The following is a 13,166-nucleotide window of genomic DNA, read 5'->3' on the forward strand; positions in this document are numbered from 1 at the left end:
TCTCCCCATCTCCCCATCCTTTAATTCCGATGCACTCCTGTTGAATACTCTTCCGGATTTAAAACTTCTGAGTCTTCTTGTTCAATATCTGAAATTGGTTCTTCAAAGGTGAAATTGACATCAGCACCGTTGATAACTACTCCTAATAAACCCATGTCAGATTCGACTAATTCATCAACGGCTTCACCCAATACATTTTCTTGAGTGTAATTCGGTCGAGTTACCATAATCATACCGTCGCTATAAGGATGAATTAGTAACGCATCGTTTGATAAACCCAAGGGTGTTGTATCTAAAATTACTAAGTCAAATCTTTCTCTGGCATCCTCAATTAATCGCCGTAATTCGCTTGATTCTAAGACTGCGGCTGATTGGCGTAATGGTCCAGGACTTGGTACTATGTATAAATTTTCTACATCGGGAACAAGGCGAATGCATTCGCTGTTGGCATAATAGCGTAGGGGTTCAATATTGGCATTGGAATCGGGATTTACCTTCAACGATTCACAACGAGATGGCGATCGCAAATCTGTTTCGATAATAATGGTGCGTTTTCCGGCGCGAGCGGAGGCAATACCCAAGTTATAAGCGCTTGTTGTTTTACCTTCTAAACTACCAGTACTAGTAATTAACACTACTTTTACTTTTTTACCACCGATGCGACGCAAATTAGAACGGAATTTTTCTAAGAATTCCATGTAGGGAGAATCGGCAGAAATTACTACGGGAACAAGTTTTTGGTCGCTGTCTTCAATGGGCATTATAGGTAATTCTGCAAGTAGCAAAACTTCTCGCTGCTTGAGAGCGTTGCGAATATCTTCTTTGGTTTTGAAAGTACCTTCAAGGGAACCTAACAAGAAGATTACACCACCACCAATTAATAATCCTAAGAAACCACCTATACCTAAAGTTATCGGTATACTCTTAGCAGTTGATTCCTCTGGTATAACCACTGGTGGTTGAGCGATTGCTAAAGTACTTACAGTTTCTGCTTCTGCGGTTTTGGCATCGACTAATTTGGCCTGCATCTGATCATAGACAGCTTTTTTTAAACCAACCTGCTGTAATAATCGCGATCGCTCTAGTTGCTTATTCGGTATAAGAGCATAATCTCGCTGTAGTTTGGCTTTTTCTTGTACTAAATCAATTGATTGCCTTTGTAAAGTTTCTCGTTGAGTTTGTAAAGCAACCAGTTGATTTGCTAACTGCTGTCTGGCTGGATCTAAATTACTTTGAGCGCGAACACCGGAAACATTAGGTAAAGGAGCAAGGGCACCACCACCACCAACTACCTCGTTGGCACGTTCTTGCAACAGTCGTTCATAAGCATCTTTTTGACGCTGCAACTGAATCATATTAGGATGAGTAGGACGCAAGTCTTTTCTGAAAACCTCCATCTGGGATTCAACTTGATAAATTTGACTGCGTAAATTGGCAATAATTGGATCTGCGCTCAACGCCGAAGAAGTATATGCTTGCTGAGGACTCAATCCCAATCTTTGCTGCAAGCTACGAATTTGAGCATCAATACCAGAAATAGTCAATTTAATTAGTCTTTCCTGATTTTGGCTACCTGTAATTGCGTTGAGCAAACTACCATCTTCAGCAGCTAGTATTGCGGGACGTTCTATTCTGTCGTATTGTTCGAGTTTTTTCTCAGCCTCTTGTAATTCTTTGTTAACAAAAGGTAGTCTTTCCTCAATTTTGTCGATAATTGCTTGTAATCGTCCGGTGTTAATCTCGGCGCTTAATTGCACCATTGCTTCCATTAAACCAAGTACTGTTTGTTGCGCTCTTTTACCGTCGGTATCTTGGTATTTAATGCTAATAATTGCACCATTTAACTGCCCGTCAGCGGCTATTTCGGGTATGCTAACTGCAACATTGCTACCAATTTTTTTTGGCTTTACATTAACTTTGGTTGCAACAGCTTCAATGACTTTATCTTGTAGTAAGACTTCTTTCGATAACGCCAAACCTCTTTGCTGAATTTCAGTACCCGTTGCGGAAAAACTCACTGGTGGACGGGTATAGGTTAAAGCACCAGCGGCTGTAAATTTGGGTGCTGGTTCTGGTTGTACGGCTAATATGGTTGACCCTGCGACAACCAAACCAAAACTTGCCAATCCAATCCATTTGTATTTATCGAAAGCAATTAAATAGCGTTTAACAATCGGTGGAGTCATGGTAAAAGTAGATACAAACAGAATTGACGGCAGATCGGAACTATATCAGTTGATTTATATTGAGATTTAAAAACTAAAGGTTTCAAAAAAGCGCACAAAAGATTGAATATCAAAGAAAGGTCTAGTAGCATTTGAAAGAACATTGGTAATTTTACCAATCAAATTTCGACCGACAATAATCACATCGTTATCTTGCAATGGTACATTTTGGGAAGCATCTCCTCTAAGTACTCTTCTTCCGTTTAGTTTCTGGGTAATGGCTCTACCTTGTTCTGGATCAAAGCGGACTAAAGCAATGTTCGTTAAGTCGGAACGACCAATACTTACACTTCCCAAAGCATCAATAAAGCTGCTACCGCTAGGTAAATTTTGGGTAATGATTGCGCCATTCGCATAATTGAGTACGCGGACTCTAATTACAGGTTGTGCTAAAGATGAACGTGCAACTATATTACGGTCATAACCATCATCTGTACCGATTTCGCGACGGGGAATAATTATGGAATCACCATCTTGTAAGCGTAATGAAGCGAAAGTACCACCATTCAATAAAGGACTGTACAAATCAATATTTTGTGAGACGGTGGAACCATCAATCAATTTGCGACGTACTTGCACTTGTCGTAAATCCGCTGCTATCGTTGAACCTCCAGCTATCCGTAGAACATCAAGAACACTCGGTTGTGGAGTCCCTACGGGATAAACTCCTGGTCTGGTGATTTCTCCGGCAACATTTACTTGGACAAGTCGCGGCGATATCAAGGAAACTGTGACTACCGGGTCTACTTGAATTCGCTCTAAACTCAACCGAATTTTTTCTTGGGCTTCTTCTAAAGTTAAACCTTGTACCGAGACTTTCCCCAGTCGTGGAACTGTGATGTTACCTTCTAAATCAACTTGCGTCTGAAAATTTATTGGAGGACGTTGTGCAGCTAATGATACAGTAACACTGGGTTCGACTACAAAACGATTCAAGCCAGCCCGAATCTTTGCTTGTGCTTGTTCTAAGGTTAAACCTTGCAGCGATACAGTTCCTACCAAGGGTACTACAACAGTTCCCTGTCGATTAATCGATGCTTGAAAGCTCAAATCTGGAAAACGCTGCACTATTACAGTAATTCCATCTCCTTCTCCTAAACGGTAAGCTCCTTGGGGTGATTCCACAAATATAGCTACCCCATCACCCGCTCCTAATAGATATCGAGTAAATACAGGCGAAATTTCTCCATCGTCATTTGCAGGTAGCGGAGCTAAAAACTCCGGGTCGCTTGGAGGTGCGGGAATTGATTGGATAGAGTTGTTTTCTGGGGGTATTTGAGCAAAAGCAGGTTGAGAAGCTGTTACAAAAAAAACACTTACTTGAAGACTAGCGACGCAAAAAGCGTTGAATCCACGCATATAACCTAATCGAGTTCTAAATATCTGTGCTTTATCAGCTTGAAGCAATAAAAATAGCGTTAAGCGGTCTATTAAAAAAAACTAAAGACTTAAAAAATATTTTTTATATTTTCTTTTTTTACATATTATTTATACTTCTCCTAGTAAAATTACCGTTAGTAATCTCATGTAAATTTTCTACTCCCTACTCCCTACTCCCTTAACTCAACAGACAAATTCAAAAATCTGCGAATCAAGAATTAAAATCAAATAATTTAGTTTGCACGGTTTGAGCAATAGACTTTACTTGTTGCCAAGTTGTTTCTACTTGCCCAAAAGGCTCCATTGGAATAAATAAACTAACAGCAACCCACGGAACACGCTGCTTGTGCCACTGTGCTAACTGGTCTGCCCAAAACCAGTTTAAAGGTGAAAAATGTCCGCTGTTAGGCATAGCGTACCATTGCAATACAGCAAAACTTTGATTTTTGGTGGATGCACGGAAAAATTTCGCTTTTACCTTAGTTTCGTCTTTTAGTTGTGACTGTTTAACCGTAAATTCCCCTTGCCGAGATTGAGCAACCTGCCACTCTCCCCATTGCATTCTTCCCCAACTATCAATTTCACTCCACTCTACCTGTGGTTGCTCTTTTGGTCCATTTTGAGGCAACAACAACAATATAGCTGTTTGCTTGCCATTCTCTTTTTCCATAACTTGTAAAGACCATTTACCTGAACCCAATTTCTGTTCTTGTTGTTGAGTAATTTTCCAACCAGGTAATATCAAGCCGGTTTTACGCAATTCTTTCAATTCCCGGAGGTTAGTAATGGGTGGTGGTTGTTTCCATCGCCAATTGCCTTGGAGATATCCAGGTAATGCCCCTATCCCCAGTAGCAGCAATAATAGGATAAGGGCTGCTATCTGCAAAAATTGACGTTCCTTAAAAAATCGGGAAAGGGAAATCATTAGTCAAACAATTTTGGATTTTAGATTTGGGATTTGGGATTGACCTCGTGAATCAATCCGGAGACTTTTACCATCAAGGAATGATTGGTCAAGTGTTAACTGCAAAAAACAAAATTGTACTTTTTATCCTGACGCTTTGAGTTCAGTAATTTCAACAGTACTTTATTTATTATGCAGTATTGACAACAGAAATTTTACTGAATTTCATCTTGTAAATCCATTGAATTTTCGGAAAAATAACTATCGATCCAATTAATTACTGGTATTAACGTCAGTAGCATCAAAGCGGAATACAAATCCCCGCCCCAACTGTCGTGCAACCAATGAAAAGCACCATCTTGTCCCGTAGCATGAAAAAAGGTTAGTAAAGTATTGCGAATGATATTTGCGGTAACGCTGATTATCGCTGCTGTTGATAAAAACCAAATGCTTTTGCGTCGAGATGATAAAGTCTCAGTCCAATAAAGCAGGATTAAACCAACGTACATCGTAGTAAACAGCATTTTTAACCCTGCACAGTAAGGTGCAACTTCTACGATGCGTCCGTTTGCGTATATGTTAATTCCATCTACAACTATAGGTAGACCAAGCTGATTAAGTATAAAGCCAGCAGTACCAGCAATAAAGCTTTGCAAAGGCAAAGTAAAAGGTGCTATTAAGTATGGTACTGAGTTAGGTGTTGCCAGCAGAATTAGTACTAAAGGAAAACCCTGTAATTTAAAACCTGCAATTCCTTTTAACCACAAACACAATCCAGCCAATATTACAGGAAAAGAAAGGTTTACCCATTCACCAACTCCGCTCAGATAAAAAACTCCTCCGATTACTAACAATATGCCACCCAAGATATGACTTCTATTCGCTAATCTTTGCCATTTTTTCCGATTCATCCAAACTAGATAAGCCGCAAATGGAAAACCAATCATGCCGTGACTAAAATATTCGTGTTCTATACTAATATTCTTGTTTAGCCAACCGTCGAACCAATAATATATTAAGGGAGCATAAAGCAATATCAAGATAGCTAATATTGCGAAATCAAATAATTTTGGTGCAATTGAATATTTTGCTTGGCGCTGAGTTAACATAATTTGAGTTGATTTAATTAAATTGTAAAATTAAATAAAAACGCCAACTGTTAAAGATTTTAGATTTTATATCTAGATTTTGGCTTTTATGATGTCTGTATTTAATGAGAAATCACAATGTTCAAAAAGTTCCATTTTGAAGCCAAATATCAGTAAAATCTCAAATCTCAAGCTGGCTCCTGGGAAAAAATACCTACTCCTAAAATCCTAAACAGATTACCGATAAATTTCTTGTTTTCCTATTCCCTATTTTCTCAAATCAGCTTTTAAATATGAAGCAATTTCTCTTGTCTTTCACTTACTGCTGATGCAATAACTGCTGCTACTTCTTTAATTTGGCTGCTGGTTAATCCGGGATACATTGGTAAGGATAATATTTGTTTGGCTAGCTTTTCAGAATGAGGAAAGTCTCCGATTTCATAGCCTAAATCGCTGAAAGCAGGCTGGAGATGACAAGGAATCGGGTAATGAATTCCTGTTTGAATTCCCACATCGGCAAGTTTTTCTTGAATTTGTTCTCTTTCTAGAGAACATTCAGCTTCCGCTTTGATTACATAAAGGTGATAAACGTGTCCGTCAGCACTTTTATTTTCTATGGGAGTAATTCCCCAAGATTGTAAAGGTGCTAATTCGCGATCATACTCCTGAGCTATCCTCAAACGATCGGCATTCCACTCTTTTAAATGAGGTAACTTTTGATGCAGTACTGCTGCTTGTAAAGTGTCTAAACGACTGTTTGTACCTGATTCTACATGAAAATATTTTTGAGATGCTCCATAATTCCGTAACCGCACCATTTTTTGGGCTACTTCCTTATCTTTGGTCACTAGCATTCCACCATCACCAAATGCACCCAAGTTTTTACTAGGATAAAAACTATATGCTGCTGCTATTCCTAAAGAACCTGCTTGATATCCATCTCTTTGAGCCAAATGTGCCTGTGCTGCATCTTCAAAAATCAATAGATTATGCTTTTCGGCAAAGTCTAATAATTCTTTCGGAGATACCATTTGACCGTACAAATGTACCGGAATAATTGCTTGAGTTTGTGATGTAATCGCATTTTCTGCTGCCCCCAGATCTATTAAAGCAGTGTTTGGGTCGCAATCAACAAAAACTGGTTTTGCACCGGCACGCAATACTCCAATTAAGGTTGCAACAAATGTATTTGCAGGCAGAATCACCTCGGCACCAGCACCGATATTACAAGCTTGTAAACCAAGAGCGATCGCATCGGTTCCACAAGCAACCCCAACCCCGTATTCTGCACCGCAAGCAAAAGCAAATGCTGCTTCAAAATCCCGCAATGCTTTACCTAATATAAAATCTCCCCGTTCTAATACATCTTCAATCGCTTGCCGCATTTCTATTTCAATCGATTGGTGCTGTAATTTTAGGTCTACAAAGGGAATTCTGACATTTATCTGATTCATCTAATCCGCAACCTCTTTAAATGAATATTAAAACTTTTTGACAACAGCCTGTTCTATTTATGACTAAATACTGAGAAATTAGCAAATAAAATATATAAAGTTTTTGTAAATATTACATGAAAACAATTTTATCTTAAGCTGCATTCACTATTTAAGTTGTGCTTGGCTATTTTTTATCTAATTTTGTCTTATTTTTATGATGTTTAATTATTTGATGATTTCCTCAAAAATTAAACAATTCATTGGTATACAATATTTCCAAATTATTGCAATTTGGCTTGTATAAGTATTTAATTTGATAATTGACTGTTATTTTGATTTGGGATGAGTGATATTTTTAAATCATTAAAATAAAAATTGATTAATAATTATAAGTGAATTTACTCAAAATATTTGAATTTCTTTGGATTTAACTGATGATTTTTCAGTTGCATTTAATTATCATTCATAGCCTTTTCAAAAAGAATGACAACAGTGTATTTACAAAGATAAATATCATCATCATCAAATTAAGTAGACTCACGGTAATCATTTAATAAATAAAAAAATCCCCGTTGACTACTTGTTTTATGGCAATTATTTGAGCCTAGATAAAATTGGCAACCAAAGTCATTTTATCTATAAAACGGGTACTTACAGGTAAGATAAATTTCCCGGTTGATAAAAAAAAAATTCAAACCTGTTTGTCTGAGGTGAATTTGGGGAATGCTTAAGAATAGTAAAGACCTCGAAATAACGGTTAGATGAAATACAGTTTCCAAGAAATATCAAGGTAGCAGTGGTAATGGTAGAGCCTCAAAATAAAATGTTTGCCCCGAAAGATGGTTGGTCAACCCCTGAAAATGAAGAGCAGCAACGTCTTCAAGCTTTATTGAAGCTAGGTTTGCGGCAGCCAGAAACAATCCCGGTTTTTGAAGAAGCCACTCAAACTGCTGCTCACTTTATCGAAGCACCTATTTCGATTCTGGGATTTGTGGATCATGAACGTCATTGGTTCAAGTCAGCAGTGGGTTTATCCCGATTGGGACTGATGAATCAATTAGCACAAACTCGTCAATTATCACGTCAAGAATCTTTCTGCACCCAGGTAGTAGAAAACGCGCAAATGGTAGTGATTCAAGATACTCGCAAGTTGGATAAAGCGGAACTAGTATCTAGTAAGTTAGTGCAAGACTATGGGATTCGTGCTTATTTAGGAGTACCACTGATTGACGCAGAAGGTAATTGTTTGGGTGCGTTGGCTGTGATGGATTTAATTCCACGCAATTTCACAACTCGCGACATCGAGTTTTTACAAATCATTGCTCGTTGGAGCATGAGTGAATTTGAACGCAATCGATTACTGCAAGCACCTCCACTCAGAAATAGTTCTTCTAGAACAAATCACAAATTCCAAGAGTCCAATACCTCGGAAATCAAAATCACTACACCAGCTTTTCAAGACTCGGTTTTTACCAGTCAATTGAAATTGCAGCTTTTAGGACAGTTAACCATGGAACTACGTACCCCCTTAACATCAGTGCTGGGTATGGCTAGTGTTTTAGGACGAGAAATTTATGGTCCTTTAACAACTAAGCAAAGAGAATATCTAGAGATTATTCAACATAGTGGTAGATATTTGCTTTCTTTGGTAAATGAGATTTCTGAGTTGGGAGCAATGGATGATACAAATACCGAACTAAATCTCACACCCGTAGATATTGAAATGCTCTGTCAACAAGCTATCAATACTTTAGAAGAAGCAGCAGCCCGTCGCGAGCAAGATATTCGTCTATCTATAGAACCCGGACGAAATCGTATTTTGCCATTAGATAAAGATAAAGTGCGGCAAATTTTGTATCACCTGATTTTTAGCGTGATTCAGCTTTCTGCAACAGGTAGTGTGGTGAGGATTCATGTTTCTTACAAAGAAGATGCCCTAAACCTGACGATTTGGGTTTCTCATCCTTGGTTGGGAGAAGGAATAACTGAAGTAGATCCTTATTTCCGTCTTGCTGAGATATCTTCGATGGAACTCGCATCCGATATCACCTCAGCTTTCAAAACTAATTTAGGAAATCCAGAAAAAGTCATCAGTTTACCGAGGCGCAGCGATATTTTTCCCGCAACCGAGAATATTTCTTCGGGTGGAACTGCTGTTGATTCATCCGAAGTTGAAAGTCGATCGCAATCTGGTGGGGTGTCTCGCGAAACCCTAGGCTTATTACTTAGCTGTCAGTTAGCAGAGTTACACGGTGGTGAAATCACAATTCAAGGTTCAACAGAATCGGGATACCGCTATGTACTTTGTTTACCGATAGAGGCGGACAGTGCTGAAACTGTAGCAGATGTATAAATTTGACTATACATTCTGGAATTTAATTTTTGGCATTGGTTGCTTTCTCAACAATTTCTAATTAGTATCGGCGGGGAAATTTTCGGATTATGGGTAATTTGTAATGAGTGATGGGTAAGCGGTAATAGTTAAGCAAAAAAACTATATAAAACTATTACCCCATCAGCAATATTGGGAAGATTGACAATTAATTTTCTCAAATGCAATCTACCTTGTTACCTTTTTTGGACTAAGCACATTATTATTAGTCCAGGTTTTCGCTCGATGCTAATTAAATAAGGCTTTCCTTGTATGGATTTCTTTTGGCAACAATTAACTTTATCTTCCCTTCCCCTAAAACAATACATTACTACTAGCTATCTACATCGTCTTGTAGTAGGGCTTTTAAGCGAATGGCGACAAACTAGTATTTTACTCAAATGGGGTGACGCGATCGCAGTTGTGCTATTAAGCCTTGTATATATTCTGGCTCCTTTTGTTTCTAACGGATTAATTGGTTTACTACTTGTAGCTTGTGTCGGATTTTGGTTGCTGCTAACTTTAGCTGATCAACCCGCATCTGCTAACGCTACGGGAATTACACCGATACATTTGCTGATTCTCCTTTACTGGGGAATTGCGACTGTCGCAACATCATTATCCCCAGTAAAAAAAGCCGCATTTACAGGCTGGACAAAACTAACTTTATATTTACTGTTGTTTGCTCTTTGTGCGAGATTGCTCAAATCTGCTCGCGTTCGTTCTTGGTTAATTACCGTTTACCTACATATATCTTTAATTGTCAGCGTCAACGGTTTACGACAATGGTTTTTTGGTGCTAAAGCACTGGCAACTTGGGTAGATCCAGAATCATCTTTATCTAAAACTACGAGGGTATATAGCTATTTAGGTAATCCTAATTTACTTGCTGGGTATCTTCTTCCTGCGGTAATTTTGAGTTTCATTGCCATTTTCGCATGGCGTAGCGGGTTTACTAAAGCCTTAGCACTTACCATGTTTATTGTCAATGGTGCTTGTTTAGTTCTTACTTTTAGTCGTGGCGGTTGGATTGGTTTAGTAATATCATTTTTAGTATTATTCGTATTACTACTGTATTGGTGGAGTATCGATATGCCTCCTTTTTGGCGTACTTGGTCGATGCCAATTCTTCTAGGAAGTTTAGGAACAGTATTTATTCTCGCCATATTATTTGTTCCACCAGTACGGGAAAGAGTTTTAAGTATTTTTGCTGGTAGAGGTGATAGCAGTAATAACTTCCGCATTAATGTTTGGATGGCTGTGATTGAAATGATTAAAGACCATCCACTCATCGGTATTGGTCCAGGTAACAACGCATTTAATCAAGTTTATCCCCTTTACCAACGTCCTAATTTTACTGCTTTAAGTGCTTATTCAATTTTTCTAGAAGTTGCCGTTGAAACTGGTTTAATCGGTTTTGTTTGTTTTATTTGGCTGTTAATTGTGACGTTTAACTCTGGTTTCATACAGCTACGACGGTTGATGTTGGAACGTAATGCACAAGGTTTGTGGTTAATTGCAGGAATTGCCGCTTTAGTGGGTATGCTCGGTCAGGGTTTTGTTGATACTGTATGGTATCGTCCCCAGATAAATACTTTATGGTGGTTAATGGTTGGTTTAATTGCTAGCTACTGGAAACCATTACCTCAAAATCAAACAAATCACCTCAATTCATCCTCTCCTCAAGCAAGCGCAAATTAACAATAATCAGAAGTCGGGTTTTGAGGTTAAATATCTCCAAATAACAGACAATCATCCTCAAAACCCAACTTGTTACCCTACAGAAGAAAGCGCTCCCATTAACCGCTCTACACCGACTAACCACCATCAACCACCAACCATCAATCATCAACTATCTATTACTCCACCAAATCATGCTCCATTGCAAAACGTACCAATTCAGCTCGGTTACTAGTATCGGTTTTTCTTAACAAGCTACTAACGTATTTTTCCACAGTTCGAGGACTCAGATGAAGGCGATCGCCAATTTCAGCATTAGAAAGTCCATGCGTTAAAAGTTCTAATACTTCTTGTTCCCTATTTGTCAGAGATTCATATAATTTAGTTGTTTCACCATCGGAAAAACCTATTTCACTGCTACGCCCTGCTTTTTTGAGATTTTCTTGTAAGGATAATTGATACTCAGATTGAATAATTCGACTTCGTTGTAAAAGATTATTAATCGCAGCTGCTAACTCTTCAAGTTCAAAAGGCTTGGGTAAATACAAATCGCACCCAGATTGATAACCCAAAATTCTTTCTTGTGTCTGGGTTCTTGCTGTTAACAAAATTACGGGTAACAAACGAAATTCCACTTTTTGCCGCACGCGACGCACTAGTTCATACCCGTTCATTTGCGGCATAATAATATCGGTAACAATCAAGTCAGGATGATGCTTATCCACCATCATCAAACCTTCTTGACCATCGTTTGCTGTTATTACTTTATAGCCAGATAATTCGAGATAATCACTAATAGACAAACGAGTACCCAGGTCATCATCCACTACAAGGATTTTAAAGGGCATAGACCTTACACCCCACAAACATTTTTTAACTTTATTTCTTGATTTAATTGAGTACTATCGATAAATATTACCTCCGCGAGCAGTACTCTCTTACGTTCCATACTATGACAGCATTATCTCAGATTCATTTTCTTAAGACTGAATTTATTAAAAAAATATTAAATCATTTGAATAAATTTTATATTAATTTTACATGAAGAAATATTACTTTTATTCGCAAAAAAAATCATACCTTCGCTTCGTAAACTTAATAAAGTGTGGTTTTTGGACTTAAATATCTGTAAAACAAGATAACCGTTGTCAAAACCCGACTTCTCAGCGAACATATCCCGCATTTGTCACAAACAAGAAGGAAGTAGTAGTGGGTAGTGGGTAGTGAGTAGTGGGAAAATCAATCCGTCACTCAACGCTTACCACTTAACTTGTGAGAAATCCAGGATATTCCCAGACAAAAGTGATTTAGACATCTACACAAAAAAACACATTACCTCAAAGTCACTCCAGGCAACATAAACGTTCGTATTTGTTCACCGAGCAATGTTTAATCGGCAGTTATTTAAAGTCTTTTTATCGTAACCTAATATTTATGTCGCCCCTTTTAAAAAAGTTTAGAACGGTCACGATTCATGGCTTATTCCTGGTTTAAAGCATTTCATCTTGTCGGTATTGTAGTTTGGTTCGCTGGGTTGTTTTACCTAGTACGTTTGTTTATCTATCACGTAGAAGCCGAACAGGAACCGGAACCCGCACGCACGATATTGAAAAATCAGTATCAAATTATGGAGAAACGCCTCTACAGTATTATTACCACACCAGGAATGTTAGTAACTATCGCAATGGCGATCGGTTTATTATCAACGGAACCGGAAGTACTAAAACAGCCTTGGTTGCACGTCAAACTTGCTTTTGTGGTGTTGTTAATTGGCTATCATCACTACTGCAAGCGTTTAATGAAACAACTAGCAGCAAACGAATGTAAATGGGGTAGTCAGCAGCTACGAGCTTTGAATGAAGCACCTACAATCATGTTAATTCTAATTGTGTTGTTAGCAGTATTTAAAAATAATCTTCCTACCGATATTACGGCTTGGGGGATTTTTGGGTTAATTATTGCAACGGCTATAACTATTCAGCTTTACGCTAAAAAACGTCGTCAAGATAAGGAAAAGTTGTCGGCAGAAATTTCTCAAGTTCCTCAACAGCAAACCTAGACAATTTGGGATTTTAGATTACT

General features: G+C 38.2%; 9 protein-coding genes. 3 read left to right on the forward strand and 6 right to left on the reverse strand.

Annotated elements, in window-relative coordinates; translation table 11 throughout:
- Window positions 1-20 precede the first annotated feature (20 nt).
- The 5 genes from IQ247_RS11430 to IQ247_RS11450 form a co-directional block, all read right to left on the reverse strand.
- Entirely contained in the window at window positions 21-2,186 is a 2,166-nt protein-coding gene (locus IQ247_RS11430; protein WP_193920002.1) for a GumC family protein, read from the reverse strand.
- A 66-nt stretch (window positions 2,187-2,252) separates the two neighbouring features.
- Window positions 2,253-3,584, reverse strand: coding sequence for a polysaccharide biosynthesis/export family protein (locus IQ247_RS11435; protein WP_193920004.1), 1,332 nt, complete (start codon window positions 3,582-3,584; stop codon window positions 2,253-2,255).
- A 232-nt stretch (window positions 3,585-3,816) separates the two neighbouring features.
- Entirely contained in the window at window positions 3,817-4,530 is a 714-nt protein-coding gene (locus tag IQ247_RS11440; protein WP_193920006.1) for a cyanoexosortase B system-associated protein, read from the reverse strand.
- 194 nt (window positions 4,531-4,724) lie between these two features.
- Window positions 4,725-5,618, reverse strand: coding sequence for a cyanoexosortase B (crtB, locus tag IQ247_RS11445; protein WP_193920008.1), 894 nt, complete (start codon window positions 5,616-5,618; stop codon window positions 4,725-4,727).
- Between the two features lie 266 nt (window positions 5,619-5,884).
- Entirely contained in the window at window positions 5,885-7,051 is a 1,167-nt protein-coding gene (locus tag IQ247_RS11450; RefSeq protein ID WP_193920010.1) for a DegT/DnrJ/EryC1/StrS family aminotransferase, read from the reverse strand.
- 784 nt (window positions 7,052-7,835) lie between these two features.
- On the opposite strand from IQ247_RS11450, the gene IQ247_RS11455 reads away from it, so the two are divergent.
- Window positions 7,836-9,386 (forward strand): GAF domain-containing sensor histidine kinase, encoded by a 1,551-nt coding sequence (locus tag IQ247_RS11455; RefSeq protein ID WP_193920012.1) that lies wholly within the window; start codon window positions 7,836-7,838, stop codon window positions 9,384-9,386.
- 291 nt (window positions 9,387-9,677) lie between these two features.
- Complete coding sequence (locus IQ247_RS11460) at window positions 9,678-11,105, forward strand: IctB family putative bicarbonate transporter (protein WP_193920014.1); 1,428 nt, start codon at window positions 9,678-9,680, stop codon at window positions 11,103-11,105.
- A 158-nt stretch (window positions 11,106-11,263) separates the two neighbouring features.
- Here the strand turns inward: IQ247_RS11460 and IQ247_RS11465 are convergent, their stop codons facing one another.
- The gene (locus IQ247_RS11465) at window positions 11,264-11,932 is read right to left on the reverse strand and encodes a response regulator transcription factor (RefSeq protein ID WP_193920016.1); all 669 of its coding nucleotides are present in this window, start codon (window positions 11,930-11,932) and stop codon (window positions 11,264-11,266) included.
- 626 nt (window positions 11,933-12,558) lie between these two features.
- Here IQ247_RS11465 and hemJ point away from each other — a divergent pair.
- Window positions 12,559-13,143, forward strand: coding sequence for a protoporphyrinogen oxidase HemJ (hemJ, locus tag IQ247_RS11470; RefSeq protein ID WP_193920019.1), 585 nt, complete (start codon window positions 12,559-12,561; stop codon window positions 13,141-13,143).
- The last annotated feature ends 23 nt before the right edge of the window (window positions 13,144-13,166 follow it).

The sequence above is a fragment of the Plectonema cf. radiosum LEGE 06105 genome, assembly GCF_015207665.1.
Classification (GTDB): Bacteria; Cyanobacteriota; Cyanobacteriia; order Cyanobacteriales; family Nostocaceae; genus Rivularia; species Rivularia radiosa_A.